General features: G+C 47.7%; 18 protein-coding genes. 1 reads left to right on the top strand and 17 read right to left on the bottom strand.

Features of this window, described 5'->3' with window-relative positions; all coding sequences use genetic code 11:
* Position 1: 1 nt before the first annotated feature.
* From tolQ to sdhC, 13 genes are all read right to left on the bottom strand, one after another.
* Positions 2-688 (bottom strand): Tol-Pal system protein TolQ, encoded by a 687-nt coding sequence (tolQ, locus tag HGT71_RS10525; RefSeq protein WP_214217724.1) that lies wholly within the window; start codon positions 686-688, stop codon positions 2-4.
* Positions 685-1,080: a tol-pal system-associated acyl-CoA thioesterase gene (gene ybgC, locus HGT71_RS10520; RefSeq protein ID WP_244986493.1), complete on the bottom strand. Its 396-nt coding sequence runs from the start codon at positions 1,078-1,080 to the stop codon at positions 685-687. Before ybgC ends, tolQ begins: the two co-directional genes overlap by 4 nt.
* A 252-nt stretch (positions 1,081-1,332) precedes the next feature.
* Entirely contained in the window at positions 1,333-1,440 is a 108-nt protein-coding gene (gene cydX, locus HGT71_RS10515) for a cytochrome bd-I oxidase subunit CydX (protein ID WP_099825554.1), read from the bottom strand.
* Between the two features lie 12 nt (positions 1,441-1,452).
* Entirely contained in the window at positions 1,453-2,592 is a 1,140-nt protein-coding gene (gene cydB, locus HGT71_RS10510; RefSeq protein ID WP_214217723.1) for a cytochrome d ubiquinol oxidase subunit II, read from the bottom strand.
* Positions 2,593-2,610: 18 nt separating this feature from the next.
* Positions 2,611-4,173 (bottom strand): cytochrome ubiquinol oxidase subunit I, encoded by a 1,563-nt coding sequence (gene cydA, locus HGT71_RS10505; RefSeq protein WP_214217722.1) that lies wholly within the window; start codon positions 4,171-4,173, stop codon positions 2,611-2,613.
* A gap of 412 nt (positions 4,174-4,585) precedes the next feature.
* Positions 4,586-5,461, bottom strand: a complete 876-nt coding sequence (gene sucD, locus HGT71_RS10500; protein ID WP_062812403.1) for a succinate--CoA ligase subunit alpha — start codon at positions 5,459-5,461, stop codon at positions 4,586-4,588.
* The gene (gene sucC / locus HGT71_RS10495; RefSeq protein WP_099825560.1) at positions 5,461-6,627 is read right to left on the bottom strand and encodes an ADP-forming succinate--CoA ligase subunit beta; all 1,167 of its coding nucleotides are present in this window, start codon (positions 6,625-6,627) and stop codon (positions 5,461-5,463) included. Before sucC ends, sucD begins: the two co-directional genes overlap by 1 nt.
* Positions 6,628-6,683: 56 nt before the next feature.
* Positions 6,684-7,901 carry a 2-oxoglutarate dehydrogenase complex dihydrolipoyllysine-residue succinyltransferase gene (gene odhB / locus HGT71_RS10490; protein WP_214217721.1) on the bottom strand — a complete coding sequence of 406 codons (1,218 nt, stop codon included), beginning with the start codon at positions 7,899-7,901 and terminating at the stop codon, positions 6,684-6,686.
* Between the two features lie 15 nt (positions 7,902-7,916).
* On the bottom strand, positions 7,917-10,727 hold the full coding sequence (sucA, locus tag HGT71_RS10485) for a 2-oxoglutarate dehydrogenase E1 component (protein WP_214217720.1): 2,811 nt from the start codon (positions 10,725-10,727) through the stop codon (positions 7,917-7,919).
* Positions 10,728-10,942: 215 nt separating this feature from the next.
* Positions 10,943-11,656, bottom strand: coding sequence for a succinate dehydrogenase iron-sulfur subunit (locus tag HGT71_RS10480; RefSeq protein ID WP_048911796.1), 714 nt, complete (start codon positions 11,654-11,656; stop codon positions 10,943-10,945).
* Positions 11,657-11,671: 15 nt separating this feature from the next.
* A complete protein-coding gene (gene sdhA, locus HGT71_RS10475; protein WP_099825565.1) occupies positions 11,672-13,438 on the bottom strand; it encodes a succinate dehydrogenase flavoprotein subunit in 1,767 nt (588 codons plus the stop codon).
* Positions 13,438-13,785 carry a succinate dehydrogenase membrane anchor subunit gene (sdhD, locus tag HGT71_RS10470; protein WP_214217719.1) on the bottom strand — a complete coding sequence of 116 codons (348 nt, stop codon included), beginning with the start codon at positions 13,783-13,785 and terminating at the stop codon, positions 13,438-13,440. Before sdhD ends, sdhA begins: the two co-directional genes overlap by 1 nt.
* A complete protein-coding gene (gene sdhC, locus HGT71_RS10465) occupies positions 13,779-14,168 on the bottom strand; it encodes a succinate dehydrogenase cytochrome b556 subunit (RefSeq protein WP_048911800.1) in 390 nt (129 codons plus the stop codon). Before sdhC ends, sdhD begins: the two co-directional genes overlap by 7 nt.
* 609 nt (positions 14,169-14,777) lie before the next feature.
* On the opposite strand from sdhC, the gene HGT71_RS10460 reads away from it, so the two are divergent.
* Positions 14,778-16,058, top strand: coding sequence for a citrate synthase (locus tag HGT71_RS10460; protein WP_214217718.1), 1,281 nt, complete (start codon positions 14,778-14,780; stop codon positions 16,056-16,058).
* A gap of 43 nt (positions 16,059-16,101) precedes the next feature.
* Here HGT71_RS10460 and aroE read toward each other — a convergent pair whose 3' ends face one another.
* From aroE to HGT71_RS10440, 4 genes are all read right to left on the bottom strand, one after another.
* The gene (aroE, locus tag HGT71_RS10455; RefSeq protein ID WP_214217717.1) at positions 16,102-16,959 is read right to left on the bottom strand and encodes a shikimate dehydrogenase; all 858 of its coding nucleotides are present in this window, start codon (positions 16,957-16,959) and stop codon (positions 16,102-16,104) included.
* A 171-nt stretch (positions 16,960-17,130) separates the two neighbouring features.
* Positions 17,131-18,063 (bottom strand): 5-oxoprolinase subunit C family protein, encoded by a 933-nt coding sequence (locus HGT71_RS10450; RefSeq protein ID WP_214217716.1) that lies wholly within the window; start codon positions 18,061-18,063, stop codon positions 17,131-17,133.
* Positions 18,057-18,713, bottom strand: a complete 657-nt coding sequence (gene pxpB / locus HGT71_RS10445; protein ID WP_214217715.1) for a 5-oxoprolinase subunit PxpB — start codon at positions 18,711-18,713, stop codon at positions 18,057-18,059. The genes HGT71_RS10450 and pxpB overlap by 7 nt, the downstream gene beginning before the upstream one ends.
* Before the next feature lie 118 nt (positions 18,714-18,831).
* Positions 18,832-19,575, bottom strand: a complete 744-nt coding sequence (locus HGT71_RS10440) for a type 2 GTP cyclohydrolase I (RefSeq protein ID WP_214217714.1) — start codon at positions 19,573-19,575, stop codon at positions 18,832-18,834.
* Positions 19,576-19,589 lie beyond the last annotated feature (14 nt).

Genomic DNA, 19,589 nt, shown 5'->3' with positions numbered 1-19,589 from the left:
ATTACTTAGTCACTTCGCTGTTATAAGCCTGACGGTGCAAAATGGCAGTAAATTCTTCTGCGAAATTGTCGTAACCTTGCTCAAGCTTATTCACGCGCTGATTTAAGCGGTTATAAGCCATGACGGCAGGAATTGCCGCAAAAAGACCGATAGCGGTAGCAATAAGCGCTTCTGCGATACCCGGAGCAACCATTTGTAACGTTGCTTGTTTAACCGCACCCAGCGAGATAAACGCATGCATAATTCCCCAAACGGTTCCAAATAGACCGATATAAGGACTGATAGAGCCGACTGTTCCCAAGAAAGGAATATGAGCTTCTAAAGTTTCCAGTTCACGGTTGGTCGAGATACGCATAGCACGGGTCGCCCCTTCCACTACCGCATCAGGAACTGGACTATTAATTTTATGTAAGCGTGCGAATTCTTTAAAGCCCGAGTAGAAAATCTGCTCAGTACCCATTAACTGATCACGACGAGTGAGGCTTTCTTGGTATAACTTGGAGAGGTCAACACCAGACCAAAATTTCTCTTCAAACTCGACAACTTCACGAGATGCCGCATTGAGAATCCGAGTACGTTGAATAATGATAGCCCAAGAAACAATTGAAAAGGCTATTAGAATCAACATGATGAATTTGACCAGAAGGCTTGCCTTAAGGAACAAATCAAGAATATTCATGTCAGTCACTGCGTAAACTCCGCGACAATAAACGTAGGAAGCGCTATCGGCTTCATCTGGTGTAAATTAATGCAGGCAATCAACACCTCTGCTTCATTAATTACTTGGCCTTCAGCGTTAACAATACGTTGAAGAAAAGTAATGGTAGCGCGTGTCATTTTGACGATTTCAGTCGTCACCTCAAGCATATCGTCTAAACGCGCCGCTGCCCGATAATCAACACTCATCTTTCTTACGACAAAACCAACTTGTTTTTCGAGAAGAAATTGCTGATTGATCTCTTTAGCACGTAACATTTCTGTTCTCGCACGTTCATAAAATGCGATATAGCTTGCATGATACACCACGCCTCCGGCATCAGTGTCTTCATAGTAAACTCTGATTGGCCAACGAAACAGCATTTGACTCACTCCACATCCCTATAATGGTTTAAACTCCGCTACTATACGCAAGAGCAATGAGCTTGGGAATGGGGCAAACTCTGCTTGATAAAATAATTATTTTTCTTTACGTTTTGGTGCCGTAACCTTCAACCCAACATATTTAAATACACCTAATTATCAATTATTTAATTAAATCCATAAAAAAACCCTTCAGCATCTCTACAGAAGGGTTAAGGTTAAAGATTAACAAACTAATTCAATTCATCGTTATTAAGAATCAGATGTGTTCTTATTTTCACTATTTTCCAGCGCTAAAGCTGTCATTACACCAAAAGAACAGGCAAGTAACGTGCCTAATATCCAAGCGAAATACCACATAAGATTGACCTCTTAATACAATGAATGAGTGTTCTTTTCTATATCTTGGTGCGTGATACGACCAAACATCTTGTAATAGCACCAGATGGTATATGCCAAGACGATCGGCACAAAAATCATTGCTGCGAAGGTCATGGTAGTCAAGGTAAGTTGGCTCGATGTCGCATCCCACATGGTCAGACTATTATTGATAACAGTACTGGAAGGCATGATAAACGGGAACATTGCCACCCCCACCGTCATAATGACACACGCAATGGTTAATGATGAGCTAAAGAACGCCCACCCTGCCCGCTGCGCCGAGGCCATCAGAAAGGTAATCAACGCGAAAATCAGTCCACCGAGAGGGAAAATCCATAAGCTTGGAGCAGTTGAAAAATTATCCAGCCATAATCCCTCGCCTGTCACCACTTCTTTACCCATAGGGTTAGACTCGGCAGCATGATTGAGCGGAGAGGCTAATTGATAACCCTCAATTCCATATACTAGCCAGACTCCAGCTAATGCAAAACAGATAAACATGACGGCGCTACTGATTTGGCTACAACGTTGGCTTCTTTTCAACAACACTGAATCGGTACGCATCATCAGATAAGTCGCCCCTTGTGTGAGGATCATCGTTAAGCTCACCACACCCGTCAATAATGCAAAGGGATTCAGCAGTTGGAAAAAGTTACCGGTGTAAAATAAGCGGAGATCGTTATCAAAGTGGAACGGGACACCTTGTAATAGGTTACCAAAGGCCACGCCGATCACTAACGGCGGGACAAAACTCCCAATAAAAATTCCCCAATCCCACATCCCCCGCCATTTCGGATTTTCCAGTTTAGAACGGTAGTCAAAGCCGATTGGACGGAAGAAGAGTGAGGCGAGTACTAAGATCATCGCCACATAAAATCCTGAGAAGGCGGCAGCATAAACCATTGGCCATGCTGCAAATAGCGCCCCACCTGCTGTGATCAGCCAGACTTGGTTGCCATCCCAGTGGGGGGCAATACTGTTAATCATAATGCGGCGTTCTGTGTCAGTACGGCCGATTAACCGGCTTAACATTCCGACTCCCATATCGAAACCATCTGTCACCGCGAAGCCGATAAAGAGGATGCCGATGAGCAGCCACCACACAAAGCGTAATACTTCGTAATCAAACATGAATGCGTCCTCGATAAGTTAAACTGAAGCGTTATCCGCAGAGTGTTCATGATGGTAACGACCCGTTTTCAGACTGGATGGCCCTAAACGAGCGAACTTAATCATTAAATACATCTCAGCAATGATGAATAAGGTATAAAGCCCTAGCACTAATCCCATCGAGAAAAGCAAATCACCCACAGTCAAAGAGGAGTTAGCCACCGCGGTGGGCAGTACCTCACCGATTGCCCAAGGTTGACGACCATACTCCGCAACAAACCATCCTGATTCGACCGCTATCCAAGGGAGAGGCAGTGCGCACACTGCTGCCTTCAAAATAAAGCGATTTTTGCCAATCCGATTACGTATTACGGTAATGAACGACGCTGCAATAACTAAGAAGATCAGCACCCCACACAGCACCATGATGCGGAAGGAAAAATAGAGGGGTGCGACGCTCGGAATAGAATCTTTGGTGGCTTGCTGAATCTGTGCTTCAGTCGCATCACTGACATTCGGGGTATAGCGCTTCAAGAGTAGCCCGTAACCTAAGTCCTTTTTATGACTTTCGAAGGCTTCACGTACCGCTAAGTCTTGATTGCCATTACGTAACTCGGTTAGCAGCGCATAGGCTTTCATCCCATTACGGATACGAATTTCGTGCTCAGCCAATAAGTCCTTCAATCCCAATACCGGCTTATCGGTCGACCGGGTAGCGATCAATCCCAGTAAATAGGGTACTTGAACCGCATAATGGTTTTTCTCGGCCTGTTGGTCGGGTATGCCAAATAGGGTAAACGCAGCAGGCGCAGGTTGCGTGTCCCACTCCGCTTCAATCGCCGCTAACTTAGTTTTTTGCACATCGCCCATTTCATACCCAGATTCGTCACCAAGAATGATGACAGAGAGTACGGCCGCAATACCGAAACTTGCTGCAATAGCAAAAGAGCGTTTAGCAAAAGCAATATCGCGCCCTTTCAATAAGTACCAGGCGCTGATCGCCAAAACGAAAATCGCACCGGTGGTATAACCAGAGGCGACGGTGTGTACAAATTTGACTTGAGCAACAGGGTTGAGCACTAATTCGGAGAAGCTCACCATTTCCATTCGCATGGTTTCGAAATTAAATTCTGATGCAATCGGATTTTGCATCCAGCCATTTGCAACTAATATCCATAACGCAGATAAATTGGAGCCCAGTGCAACTAACCATGTGACCGCTAAATGTTGCACTTTCCCTAAGCGATCCCAGCCAAAGAAGAATAACCCCACGAAGGTCGATTCTAAAAAGAAGGCCATTAATCCTTCAATGGCTAAGGGTGCGCCAAAAATATCGCCGACATAATGTGAATAATAGGACCAGTTAGTGCCAAACTGGAATTCCATCGTCAGTCCAGTAGCGACGCCGAGGGCAAAATTGATCCCAAACAATTTACCCCAGAACTTCGTCATATCTTTATAGATTTGCTTACCGGTAAAAACATAGACCGTTTCCATAATCGCCAGCAGAAAGGCCATACCCAGCGTTAGCGGGACAAAAAGAAAATGGTACATTGCGGTTAAAGCAAACTGTAGGCGAGAGAGTTCGACAATATCAAACATTCTTACTCCTTGTTTCACTCTAGTTTTCACCAGTTACTGGAAATTATTTCAATAAACTCAATGAAATCTAAATAGATAATGTTAATAACTCAGCTTAATAGTCATGAGAGGAATTATGATTAGGCTGCTTATTATCTGCCGGCGCCCGAATCTATCTCTTTAATTAAGATAGCCTTCTTCCTCAACAAAGAATATTGAGTTCGAGAAGAGCTGACGGTGATAGTGGAAGATAATGTAATCTTAGTGATTAATTATTTCTAGAAACTAACAGAGGGTTAATTGATCTCGATCTAAAATCTTATAAGTTTATTTTTAGAAATTTACTTTGTTAAATTAAATCACTATTAATGTTTTAATTTTGAATAAAAAAAGCCACCGACGAGTCGATGGCTTAATTACTATTAAGCTAAACTTAGCGTGCAGGCAGAACGGCTTTCACCGCATCACCGATATCGGCGAGGCTACGCACGGTTTTGACCCCAGCAGCTTCTAAAGCAGCGAATTTCTCATCAGCAGTCCCTTTACCCCCTGCAATGATCGCCCCTGCATGACCCATACGTTTGCCTTTAGGCGCTGTTACACCGGCAATGTAGCTTACGACAGGTTTGGTGACATGCGCTTTAATGTACGCGGCCGCTTCTTCTTCTGCGCTACCGCCGATCTCACCGATCATCACGATAGCTTCAGTTTGCGGATCTTTCTCGAACAACTCGAGGATATCGATAAAGCTTGAACCCGGAATCGGGTCACCACCAATACCGACACAGGTCGATTGACCGTAGCCAATATCGGTAGTTTGCTTAACCGCTTCATAAGTCAGGGTTCCTGAACGTGATACGATCCCGACACGGCCAGGTTGGTGGATATGACCGGGCATAATACCAATCTTACATTCACCTGGGGTGATCACACCTGGGCAGTTAGGGCCGATCATGCGTACACCGGCTTGATCCAGTTTCACCTTAACAGTAAGCATATCCAGCGTAGGGATACCTTCGGTGATGGTGATGATCAGTTTAATCCCTGCATCAATCGCTTCTAAAATACTATCTTTACAGAAGGGTGCTGGAACATAGATGACTGACGCCGTTGCGCCAGTCGCTTCAACAGCTTCACGCACGGTATTAAATACAGGTAGACCTAAGTGCGTCGTCCCGCCTTTTCCTGGCGTGACACCACCGACCATTTGCGTCCCGTATGCGATCGCCTGTTCTGAGTGGAATGTACCCTGGCCACCGGTGAAGCCTTGGCAAATGACTTTAGTATTCTTATCAATCAAAATAGACATTATTTACCCTCCGCCGCAGCGACAACTTGCTGGGCAGCGTCAGTCAAACTGGTAGCTGCGATAATATTTAGACCACTTTCAGCTAAACGTTGTGCGCCTAATTCAGCATTGTTCCCTTCAAGACGAACGACAACTGGCACATTCACACCAACTTCTTCAACTGCCCCAATGATACCGTCGGCAATCAAGTCACAACGAACAATCCCACCAAAGATATTGACAAGGACCGCTTTCACCGCGTCGTCTGAAAGAATGATTTTAAAGGCTTCGGTCACGCGCTCTTTGGTTGCGCCGCCGCCAACATCAAGGAAGTTAGCCGGTTGGCCACCATGGTGTTTAACAATATCCATGGTTCCCATCGCTAGGCCCGCACCGTTCACCATACAACCGATGTTACCTTCTAAGGCAACGTAGTTAAGTTCCCACTGTGCAGCATGCGCTTCGCGAGAATCTTCTTGGCTTGGGTCATGCATTTCACGCAGTTCAGGTTGGCGGAACATTGCGTTGCTATCAGCGCCCAGTTTGCCATCTAGGCAGATCAGATCGCCTTCAGTGGTGATCACTAATGGGTTGATTTCAACCAGTGCCAAATCACGCTCTAAAAATAGCTTCGCTAACCCCATAAAGATTTTCGCGAATTGGCTGACTTGTTTCCCTTCCAACCCTAATTTGAACGCAAGCTCACGGCCTTGGTAAGGCATTGGGCCAGTTAACGGATCCAGCGCCATTTTATGAATTAAGTGTGGTGTCTCTTCAGCCACTTTCTCAATTTCAACGCCACCTTCTGTTGAGGCCATAAACACGACTCGGCGGGTACTGCGGTCAACGACTGCGCCCAGATAAAGCTCTTTATCGATATCGGTAGCGGCTTCGACCAGAATTTGGTTAACCGGCTGACCTTGTGCATCGGTTTGGTAAGTCACTAAATTCTTACCTAACCAGCTTTCAGCAAAGCTACGGATCTCTTCTTTACTTTTTACTACTTTCACGCCGCCCGCTTTACCACGGCCGCCCGCATGAACTTGGCATTTTACTACCCAAGGTCCGCTACCAATTTTTGAGGCCGCTTCTTCAGCTTCACGAGGCGTAGTACAAGCATAACCAGACGGCGCAGGTAAGCCATAACGTGCAAAGAGCTGTTTCGCCTGATATTCATGTAAATTCATAGGGTATTATCCATTCAGGTCAAAAAATAGGCGTGCAGAGTACACGCCACAGTAAATTAGACATCCAGCAGCAGACGTGCAGGATCTTCAAGTAAGTCTTTGATCGCTACGAGGTAGCCCACTGATTCACGGCCATCGATCAGACGGTGGTCATAAGAAAGTGCGAGATACATCATAGGCAGGATTTCAACTTGGCCATTCACCGCCATAGGACGATCTTTGATAGCGTGCATACCTAAGATCGCGCTTTGTGGTGGGTTGATGATTGGCGTTGACATCAGCGATCCAAATACCCCGCCATTGGTGATAGTAAAGTTACCACCGGTCAATTCCTCAACCGTCAACTTGCCATCGCGCCCTTTAATAGCCAGTTCTTTAATTTTCTTCTCAATATCCGCCATGCTTAGTGCATCAACGTCTTTAAGTACTGGTGTTACTAAGCCACGTGGCGTCGACACCGCGATGCTGACATCAAAGTAGTTGTGGTAAACCACGTCATCGCCATCGATGGATGCATTCACTTCCGGGTAGCGCTTAAGGGCTTCAACCACTGCTTTAATATAGAAAGACATGAAACCTAAACGAACACCATGACGTTTCTCGAACGCTTCGCCATATTGCTTACGAATTTCCATGATCGGTTTCATATTGACCTCGTTAAAGGTGGTCAACATCGCCGTGCTGTTCTTGGCTTCTAATAAACGCTCTGCGACACGTTTACGTAAACGTGTCATAGGAACACGTTTCTCACTACGATTAGAAAGCGGTGCGGGTGCAGATTGTGCAGCGGCTTCTGCTTTCGGCGCTGATTTCGTCGCAGCCAGATGCTTCTCAACATCTTCACGCGTAATGCGTCCACCAACTCCGGTACCTTTGATTTGTGTCGCGTCTAAGGTATGTTCAGCGATAAGACGGCGAATGGCAGGCGTTAAGAAGTCGTTGGACTCGTCACTGCTCTCCTCAGTCGGTGCGGCATCTGGGGTAGCGACGGGAGCCGTAGCAGGCGTAGCCGAACTCTCTTTCCCTGCACTATTGCCCTCTTTAAGGCGGCCCAGCAATTGACGAGAAACGACTGTCGCGCCTTCCGCTTCAATAATGGCCTCTAAAATACCGTCGGCTGCTGCTGGCACTTCTAAGATCACTTTATCGGTTTCAATTTCTACCAGCACTTCATCGCGCTGGACGCTGTCACCAGGCTGTTTGTGCCAGGTCGCAACCGTAGCATCGGCAACAGATTCCGGTAAATCGGGAACGAAAATTTCTAAGCTACTCATTGTCTTTCCTTTTTATCAATCAACGTTCAGCGCATCATTAACTAATTCTTGCTGCTGCTTTTGGTGAACAGACATGTATCCCACAGCTGGAGAAGCGGAAGCCGCCCGGCCAGCGTAGCGTAATTTAGCCCCTGCAGGGACGACATCATGGAAGTTATGTTGGCAACAATACCAAGCACCTTGGTTTAACGGCTCTTCTTGGCACCAAACAAAATCAGTAACGTGGCTATAGGCACTGATTGCCTGTTGAACCGCTTTGTGCGGGAACGGGTATAGCTGCTCAATACGAATAATCGCAACGTTATCTTGTTCATTATTACGACGTTGCTCTAATAAGTCGTAATAGACCTTACCGGAGCAGAGCACGACGCGTTTAACCTTCTGCGCATCTAACGAATCAATTTCTGGAATGGCAGGCATAAATTCGCCTTGTGCCAGTTCATCCATTGTCGAAATAGCTAACGGATGGCGCAGCAGCGATTTCGGCGACATCACCACCAGCGGACGGCGCATACCCCGTAAAGCCTGACGGCGTAACATGTGGTATACCTGTGCTGGCGTTGATGGCACACAGACCTGCATATTTTGGTCAGCACAAAGCTGGAGGTAACGTTCAAGACGCGCAGACGAGTGTTCTGGACCTTGGCCTTCGTAGCCATGAGGTAATAACATCACCAATCCACACATCCGTCCCCATTTTTGCTCACCAGAACTGATGAACTGGTCAATCACCACTTGAGCGCCATTGGCGAAGTCACCAAATTGTGCTTCCCATATCGTCAGGGTACGCGGCTCGGCCGTCGCATAGCCGTATTCGAAGGCCAGTACGGCTTCTTCAGATAATACTGAATCCCACACTTTGAATACGCCTTGACCTTTACGGACGTGGTGAAGCGGAGTGAACGTAGAGCCATTACTTTGATTATGAATTACCGCGTGACGATGGAAGAAGGTCCCGCGTCCGGAGTCTTCACCGGATAAGCGTACCGAGACGCCTTCATCCACCAAGGTGGCATAGGCTAAGTTCTCTGCACCGCCCCAGTCGAACGCTTTATTCCCTTCCGCCATGTCATAACGGTCGTTATAAATTTTCTTCACTCGAGACTGCGCTTCAATTTCAGCCGGGATCTGGCTTAAATTCACCGCCATTTGTTTAAGACGAGCTTGGTCGACTGTCGCAGGATAGTCTTCGTCCCACTCGTGGTTTAAATAAGGTGACCAAGTACAAGAGTTCAGTGTCATTGGACGCCACTCTTCAACCACGCACTCACCCGCATCCAACGCATCGCGATAGAGATTAACCAGTTCAGTCACTTCGCCTGCACTCACCACATTCGCGGCGGTTAACTTATCAGCATAAATCTTACGAGGTGTCGGATGTTGCTTAATTTTTTTGTACATCACTGGCTGTGTTGCACTAGGTTCGTCGGCTTCGTTATGGCCGTGGCGGCGATAACAAACCAGATCGATAAAGACGTCACGCTTGAAGTTATTACGGTAGTCCAAGGCTAAGCGTGTCACGAAGGCGACCGCTTCGGGATCATCAGCATTGACGTGGAAGATTGGCGTCTGAACCATCTTGCCAATATCCGTACAATATGGCGTGGAGCGGGCATCTTTAGGATTTGAGGTTGTGAAACCGACTTGGTTATTGATCACGATACGCACGGTACCGCCGACCATATACCCCCGAGCTTGAGACATGTTCAGCGTCTCTTGCACTACGCCTTGACCGATAACCGCTGCATCGCCATGGATGGTAATTGGCAATACTTTATTGATCGCAGAAGGTTCATCCAAGCGGTCGAGTCGCGCACGTACCGACCCCATGACGACTGGGCTAACAATTTCTAAGTGAGAAGGGTTAAATGCCAAGGCTAAATGCACTAGGCCCCCTTCTGTTTCCAGATCCGAGGAGAAGCCCATATGGTATTTCACATCGCCCGCACCTAAGTGCTCATGATGTTTACCCGCGAATTCATCGAACAGATCTTGTGTTTTTTTACCAAGCACGTTAATCAGCACGTTTAGGCGGCCGCGGTGAGCCATGCCTAGCACCACTTCTTGCGTGCCTTGTTTACCGGCATGACGGATCATCTCACGAAGCATTGGGATTAGCGCATCCCCACCTTCCAGGGAGAAACGTTTAGCACCTGGGAATTTAGCCCCTAAATACTTTTCCATCCCTTCGGCAGCAGTGAGCTCTTTTAAGAATTTTTTCTTTTCTTCTGCACTGAAGGTTGCTTGGCCCGCGACTGATTCGATACGTTGTTGAATCCAACGTTTCTCTTCAGTGTTGGTAATATGCATGTATTCCGCGCCGATTGATCCACAGTAAGTCTGCTTCAATGCGTCGAAAATTTCGGAGAGTTTCATTGTCTCTTTGCCTGATGCAAAGGATCCAACGTTAAAGCTCTCGTTAAAATCGCTAGCGCTTAAACCGTGAAAGGCAGGATCGAGATCCGGCACATCTTCTTGCTGCCACAACCCTAATGGATCGAGATTCGCTTTTTGATGGCCGCGGAAACGAAAAGCATTGATGAGCTGCAGTACCTTAACCTGTTTAGAATTGGTTTCAGGGTCACTCACCGAGGTGGTGTAACGCGTGGCATCTTTGGCTAACCGCCGAAAGTATTCTCGCGTTGTGGAATGATATTGATCAGGTCGTAGTGCGTCCGCGGGGAATTGTGCGAACCTTTCACGCCAGACACTATCCACCGAGTCAGGGTCGGTGAGGTAATCCTCATACAACTGCTCGATGTAAGACTGGTTCGCGCCGGCCAGCCAGGATGAGTCTAGCCAGGATTTCATTGCGCTATTCTGCATAGTGATCCCTTAAGCAATGCTATGCTTTTCGTAATATAATTCACCGTTAAACGGAGATACCCAAACAGATGACCGCTCTGTTCTATCGGTTCAGCGATACGAGTGCAATAAGTGCTGCCCCCGTAGGGAACCTTTGGCAATTCGATGAGTGAAAGTATCAAATTGCCAAAGGCACCTTTGTTACTGCGGGGAGTCATCCTCCCCGCTTGATACTGCTATGCACCACGCTTCAATAACATGGATTTAATGTGTCCAATCGCCTTGGTCGGGTTAAGACCTTTAGGGCAAACATTGACACAGTTCATAATGCTATGACAACGGAATACGCTGAAAGCATCGTCCAAATTATCCAACCGCGACTCAGTCTCCGTATCACGGCTATCGATAAGAAAACGATAAGCCGCGAGTAATCCTGCTGGACCAATAAATTTATCGGGGTTCCACCAGAACGACGGGCAGGAGGTCGAGCAACAGGCGCAGAGAATACACTCATACAGTCCATCAAGATGTGCGCGATCTTCCGGAGATTGTAAAAATTCACGAGCAGGTGGATTTTTATTATCGTTAAGTAAGAAAGGCTTAATCTTCTCGTATTGCGTGTAGAACTGCGCCATATCGACCACTAAGTCGCGAATAACCGGCAATCCCGGTAGCGGGCGAATAATAATTTTACCCTTACCTGACAGTGCAGAGACCGGTGTGACGCAAGCCAGCCCATTTTTCCCGTTCATGTTAATGCCGTCAGAGCCGCAAACCCCTTCACGGCAAGAGCGACGAAACGCGAGAGTCGGATCTTGCTCTTTCAGCTTAATCAGCGCGTCCAATAACATCATGTCGCGCCCTTCCTCCGCCTCCAGCGTATAATCTTGCATACGCGGAGCGTCATCAACTTCTGGGTTATAGCGATATACTGAAAATTCGATTTTCATAAGTCTTTCCGCCTGTTAATAAGTACGCACTTTAGGAGGGAACGCTTCGCGCAGCGTAGGCTGCATGTTCACCTCACGTCGGGTCATACTCTCGCTCTGTGGCAGATAGAGGCTATGACATAACCATTTCTCATCGTCCCGCTCTGGGTAATCGAAACGGCTGTGTGCACCGCGGCTTTCTGTACGATAGTTTGCCGCTACCGCTGTTGCAAAGGCGGTTTCCATCAGGTTATCCAACTCCAAACATTCAATACGCTGGGTATTGAAGTCAGGTGAACGGTCATCAAGACGAGCATTTTGCAGACGTTGACGAATCGATTTTAACTCTTCTAGACCTTTAGCCATGGCATCACCTTCACGGAATACCGAGAAGTTATGTTGCATACAGGTTTGAAGCGCTTTACGGATCTCAGCTGGGTCTTCGCCTTCACGGTTATCTTCCCAACGTTGATAGCGACTCATCGCTTGCGCAATCTCTTCTTCCGTCGCGTCACGCAGTTGCCCCTGCGAGGCGATAGATTCTTGTAAATGTAAGCCCGCTGCACGGCCAAATACCACCAGGTCGAGTAAGGAGTTACCGCCTAAGCGGTTAGCGCCATGGACCGATACGCAAGCAATTTCGCCCACAGCGAAGAGTCCAGGCACGACAACATCGTTACCCTGTTCATCAACGGTCAAGGCTTGGCCAGACACTTTGGTCGGGATCCCGCCCATCATGTAGTGACACGTTGGGATGACCGGAATAGGTTCTTTGATTGGATCCACATGTGCGAAGGTGCGAGACAACTCTAATATACCTGGTAAGCGAGACTCCAACACTTCGCTGCCCAAGTGATCGAGTTTAAGCTTAAGATGTGGGCCCCAAGGACCATCACAACCCCGGCCTTCACGAATTTCAATCATCATTGAACGCGCGACTACATCACGACCCGCAAGGTCTTTAGCATTAGGCGCGTAACGTTCCATGAAACGTTCACCGTGCTTATTCAGCAGATAGCCACCTTCGCCGCGGCACCCTTCGGTCACTAGCACGCCTGCGCCCGCGATACCGGTTGGGTGAAACTGCCACATTTCCATGTCTTGTACCGGTACACCGGCGCGTAACGCCATGCCCACACCATCGCCGGTATTAATGTGCGCATTGGTGGTGGATTGGTAGATACGCCCTGCTCCACCCGTTGCCAGTACCGTCGCTTGTGCTTTGAAATAAACGACTTCACCGGTCTCGATACAAATTGCCGTACAGCCTACTACTGCTCCATCGGCATTTTTGACTAAATCTAAAGCGTACCACTCGGAAAATATGGTGGTATGGTTTTTTAAATTTTGTTGATACAGGGTATGCAGTAAGGCATGGCCAGTACGGTCGGCGGCGGCGGCCGTTCGTGCCGCTTGCTCTCCACCAAAGTTCTTCGATTGTCCGCCGAAAGGACGTTGATAAACACGCCCATCTTCCAAGCGAGAGAACGGAAGCCCCATATGTTCTAATTCTAAAATCGCTTCGGGACCGGTTTTACACATATATTCGATCGCGTCTTGGTCGCCGATATAATCGGAGCCTTTGACGGTGTCGTACATATGCCATTCCCAGTTATCTTCATGGGTATTCCCGAGCGCAACCGTGATGCCCCCTTGCGCGGAAACTGTGTGGGAACGTGTCGGGAAGACTTTTGATAATAACGCACAACTTTGACCAGACTGTGAAATTTGAAGCGCAGCACGCATTCCCGCGCCACCCGCACCAATCACAATCGCATCGAATTCTCTAACAGGCAGTTTCATTACGCACCCCATACCACAAATGTGCCATAAATCGCATAACTCGCTAATGCGATAATAATAATCAGTTGCACGACCAGACGGACAGCAAGGTTTTTGACGTAATCAGTCAATACCTGCCACATACCAATCCAACCATGAATGAGAATCGATAATAGGGTGAGGAGCGTAAATACCTTGGTGAAAGGCATGGCAAAGAAACCGCGCCACACATCATAGGTTAGCGGGCCACTGACGACAAAAAAGCCCAGGATATACACGACATAGAGTGCAATAAGAATCGCGGCGGCGCGCAATAATAACCAATCATGCACACCATTTCTTCCGAGTGCGGAAACATTGTTTACCATACGAGAACCCCCGCTAAAATCGACAGTATGGCCGCAATGATAAAGGAGGCCATAGCACTCCGTTTACCTGCCACCATGGTTTCTTCCATAAAGCCAAAGTCCGCGAGTAGATGGCGGATTCCCCCGACAATGTGGTAAGCCAGCGCTGTTAAGATTGCCCAGAGAATAAATTTCACGAAGAAACTTCCCATGATGGCAGCAGCTTGGTTGAAACCTTCTGGAGATGAGAGAGAGAGCCCTAGCAGCCACAGTAATATTCCCAACGCAACAAACGTTATCACGCCAGATACACGGTGGAGAATGGATGCTATTGCAGTAACGGGAAACCGGATCGTCGAGAGATCCAAGTTGACAGGTCTTTGTTTATTCACGGTTTTGCCCACACAGCTCTTTTTTATTATGTCTCCTCCGGCCCTGCTGCTTGCCAACTTCTGGTGAAGCTCACTCACAGAACAGTCACATCCAGTGTTAGACGAAAAAAAACGCTGGGTGCCTCCTGAAACAGGTAAATCCGGAGACCTAGTAGTGATTATAGAGAGATCACAATCTTATTACAATTGCTCTACAATTTCTTTGTGTAAATTAAAAAAAATCAGTGATCTAACTCACTATTACTGACATTTATTTATCGCTAATCCACTGATTTGATGCAAATAAAGGCTTTATTTTACATTTAGATACAATAAAGCAAGTTATCACTAAATGTTATAATTTATCGATTACTTGATAACTATAGATTATGAAACAATCTGCTAAATCACAAAATTTATTTTTTTTACGAAAGTTTCAGGGTGTGACATAGTGGCTAAAATTATTTTAAAACAACGGCATCCTTCAGACCGCTCATCTGACTGTACAATTCTCCACCACGTTATCGCGGATGAGCGCTATACTGCTTGACTCAGTTTTGATATAAATTGATGACATAATTTTAACAAATTCGCGAATCAGTATTTGGATATCGTTCCAATCGTTCTTTTTGGAGGCAGTAAATGACAGATAAAAAGGTGACACTTACGCTCGACTCAAATGAGTCAGCCGTCGACCTGAATGTACTTAAAGGAACATTAGGCCAAGATGTTGTCGATGTGCGCGCGTTAGGATCTCATGGCCTTTTTACTTTTGACCCTGGCTTCACTTCTACAGCGTCTTGCGAATCCAAAATCACCTATATCGACGGTGAAGAAGGTATTCTGCTGCATCGCGGATTTCCGATCGCTGAATTAGCCACAAAATCTGATTATCTTGAGGTTTGCTACATTCTGTTAAACGGCGAAGTTCCAACAGCAGAACAGTATCAACAGTTCAAAACGCAAGTGACGCGCCATACCATGATCCATGAGCAGATCACCCGCTTATTCCACGGTTTCCGCCGCGACTCGCACCCGATGGCCGTTATGTGTGGCGTTACAGGCGCACTTGCTGCCTTCTATCATGATTCAATGGACGTGAATAATCCTCGTCATCGTGAAATTGCAGCCTTTCGACTCCTATCGAAGATGCCTACCGTCGCGGCGATGTGTTACAAATACTCAATCGGTCAGCCCTTCGTTTACCCACGTAATGACCTCTCTTATGCCGGAAACTTCCTGCATATGATGTTTGCAACGCCATGTGAAGAGTACAAAATTAACCCAGTACTCGAACGCGCTATGGATCGTATCCTTATTCTGCACGCCGATCATGAACAAAATGCGTCAACGTCAACCGTGAGGACGGCAGGTTCTTCTGGCGCCAACCCCTTTGCCTGTATCGCAGCGGGTATTGCTTCATTGTGGGGACCGGCACACGGTGGCGCTAACGAAGCAACGTTACATATGCTCGAAGAGATCAGCAGTGTTGAGCATATTCCAGAATTTGTCCGCCGCGCCAAAGACAAAAATGACTCGTTCCGTCTAATGGGCTTCGGTCACCGGGTTTATAAAAATTATGACCCACGTGCCACGGTGATGCGTGAAACCTGTCATGAAGTGTTAGAAGAATTAGGGATGAAAGATGATCTCCTGGAAGTGGCTATGCAACTTGAACATATTGCATTAAACGACCCTTACTTCATCGAGCGTAAACTCTACCCTAATGTCGATTTCTACTCAGGCTTGATCTTAAAAGCGATGGGTATTCCTACCTCAATGTTTACCGTGATCTTTGCTATGGCACGCACTGTCGGCTGGATTTCCCACTGGATCGAAATGCACGAAGAGGGAATGAAGATCGCTCGTCCGCGCCAACTCTATACCGGTTATACCGAGCGTAAATTCGAATCCAAGCGCTAGGCTTAGATGACTAAAAAGGGAGAGCCTCGCTCTCCCTTTTTACTTACTTAGCGTTAAAAATCTCTTCTAATGACGCCTTCATCGGCGCACGATCCACTTTCTTACCAAACCAGTTGTAAACGTTCTGTGCCCCTTGATTGACTAGCATATTCAACCCATTGAGGGTGGTACATCCCTTCTTAGCCGCCTCGCGTAGTAATTTTGTCTCCGGAGGATTAGGAATGACATCGGCCACAATCATCGTTTTTTCAATTGACGCGAGATCGATATCAGGGATGGCATCGGCATCGTTCAGACCGATTGAGGTGGCATTAACCAGAATCTCGGTCTGGCTATCAATAGCCACTTGCTTAGTCCATTTCGTAAAAGATGCCTTAGCGTCCGTATTCTCTTCAATCAGCTTAACTAAATCTTGTCCGCGCTCTTCGTTACGGTTGATCAGCGTGATGTGCTTAGCCCCTGCTAAGGCGGCTTCAACGGCAATCGCGCGCGCTGCACCGCCCGCACCGAGCAGCGTAATATGCTTACCTTTTACCGAGGTGATCTCGCTCAGTGCTTCGATAAAGCCTTGACCGTCAGTGTTATAACCTGTGAGCTTGCCCTCTTTGATCACGACACAGTTCACCGCACCTATCACTTTTGCGGAGGTGTCCAACTCATCGAGATATTGAATCACTTTTTGCTTGTTGGGCAGTGAGCAGCTAAAGCCTTTCCACCCCATGGCAATCGCACCTTTAATTGATTGCTCTAACTTCTCTGGGCCGACTTCGCAGGTAATGAAGCGCGCGTTCATGCCTTCTTTCTGATAGCCCGCCTCGATCATGCGAACAGTAGGGTTTTCGCTGCAAGGTGAAGAAAACGATCCGGTTAGATCACTCAGGAAGTTGATGTCTTTTGCCACGTGAAGCTCCTTGCCAATTTGAAAATGGAACCGATACCTTTTTGGTGCGGTTTTTCTAAAGTGTTTAAATGAGTGTAGTCAATCTGCGGCAACATAAACAACCTCCAGCTTGAGACTGCTTACAATTCGCGCTGAAAAAACGTAAAAAAATTTTACCTGAATCAGTTATGCTCACGACTGTCGAGTCACGCCCCACTCGATCATATTCAATACCTGCTGCTGAGCGAACGTCGCTTCACGCGCTTGCGCCAAGGTACAATAGATAAAATGGAGCGGCTCTCGCGGACGTAATTGCGCCAGATGATACAGGTCGCATTCAATCACTTGGCCTATTCGCGCATAGCCCCCCGTGGTTTGCGCATCAGCGAGTAAAATTACAGGCTGTCCACTGGGAGGAAGTTGAACGGTCCCCGGCAAAACACCGTGAGACAATAGCTCTTCCCGATGGGAGAACTTTAATACTCTACCCTGTAGTCGATGCCCCATACGGTTACTTTGTGGGGTCAATGTCCAACCGGTACGCCATAAGGCTTGCTGAGATTCCGCAGTGAGCTGCGTAAACTCGGGTCCCGGGATGACTCGCACTCGGTTTCCCCAAAGAAGCTGTCTCACCCCCACCGAGCGCTCGAACTGCCGTGAAGCTGGGCCTAAGGGTAAGCTATCGCCGTTTTGCAGAAAGCGGCCATTGAAGCCCCCGAACCTCGCCATAAGATCGGTACTTTGTGATCCCATCACAGTGGGAATATCAAAACCGCCGCTGACGGCCAGATAACTACGCATTCCTCTTAACGGTGATTGCAGCTGCAGTGTCTGTCCGGCTTGTGCAAAGTATCGCCAGCCGGTCGCGATACTCTTCCCTGCCAACAGGCTCTGGCAGCCTGCTCCAGTTAGCGCGAACCAGCACGATTGTTCGAAACGGAATTTCGCGTTACCTTGGGTAATCTCGATTACCGCTCGATTTTTATCATTGCCTACCAGCATATTGGCTGTTTGCATAGCGGGCCGATCCAATGCCCCACCACGGCCGACGCCATATTGCGCAAATCCAAAGCGTCCACCGTCTTGCAGGGAGCTGGCTAAGCCTGCTTTCACCACTGTCAGCATAGTCCATCCTTATGCGGGATAAAACGTACGGTATCCCCGGGGCGTAACAAGAATGGGGCTTCGCGTGTCTCATCAAATAATAGGGATGAGGTCTGGCCAATTATTTGCCATCCTCCCGGTGAGGTTAACGGATAAATACCGGTTTGGCTGCCCGCAATCCCAACACTGCCCGCGGGAACAGAGAGGCGGGGAGTTTTATGACGTGGGCAGGCTAAGCGCGGTGATAATCCAGAGAAATAAGGAAACCCCGGTTGGAAGCCAATAAAAAATACGGTATAGCGTTCGGCACTGTGAGCCTCAACGACCTGCTTGGGGGTCAGGCCGACCGTCTCAGCAAGCGAACTCAAGTCAGGCCCAGCCGCTTTACCGTAAATGACGGGTATATCGATATTTCTCGACGCGGGGATGAAAGATTCCGCGGCTTGCCACCATGCTTTGAGCTGGGAAACCGCGTCCTGTTGTGAAGGAGGGATAGCCTGTAATCGAATAGTCAGGTTATTCATTCCGGGAATCACTTCTGCCACCCCCGGTTCATGAACAAGCTGCTGAGCCAATCCCCAAATACGCTGTTGAACCGCAAGCGACACAGGAGGACGTGATTCAATCACCAATGTGCTTTCACCGAACATGTAATAACGCATCTCTGACAAAGCTCACTCCCTAGTGGTGAACACGATGGGTCTATGAAACGTTAGATTACCTTATCAGTTATTCGAGATGGCGGTAAGGGATTACAGGCCTGTTTTTAGTGACGAGTGAACAGGTTATTTACACTGGATTATCAATATCAATAAATGTGACATCAAGGCCATGTGTGCGCGTCAACCACTCTCCTAAGGCCTGTATTCCTCCCCGCTCGGTCGCATGGTGTCCGGCACTGAAGAAGTGAATCCCGCGTTCGCGAGCAATATGGGTCGTTCTTTCTGAAACTTCGCCCGTAATGAAGGCATCGACGCCCGCATCGGCGGCTTGTTCAATAAAATCGGGGGCACCCCCCGTACACCAGGCAACCCGCTTGATCATGCCTTTCTTATCGGGCCCACAGTAAAGTGGGTGACGTTGCAACCGCTCAGCTAACCGTTGTGACAGTTGCTCGGCGCTGATCGGCTGCTCAAAGTGACCTTCGAGGAGATAAGTGTCAATTTCTCCGCTTACCGTGATATCCAGGAGTTTTGCCAGCTGTACGTTATTGCCCACTTCCGGGTGAGCATCTAAAGGTAAATGCCATCCATAGAGGTTAATGTCATTGGTCAACAGCGTTTTAAGCCGCTGACGCTTCATATTTTTAATCACCACTGGCTCATTTTTCCAAAAGTAGCCATGGTGAACAATAATCGCGTCGGCATCGACTTCCACCGCTCGGTCCAGCAACGCTTGGCAAGCAGTCACTCCCGTCACAATTTTTTGTACCGTCTCACGTCCCTCTACCTGCAAGCCATTCGGCGCGTAGTCTTTGAATTGAGAACTGTTTAAGTAACGGTCAATATGCTGTTCTAAGAGCGTGTTTTTCATAGCTTGTCCTAACT

This window comes from Rosenbergiella epipactidis (assembly GCF_018494055.1).
GTDB lineage: Bacteria > Pseudomonadota > Gammaproteobacteria > Enterobacterales > Enterobacteriaceae > Rosenbergiella > Rosenbergiella epipactidis.
Note: the sequence above shows the minus strand (reverse complement) of the source record. Positions and strands in the feature narration are given on the sequence as shown.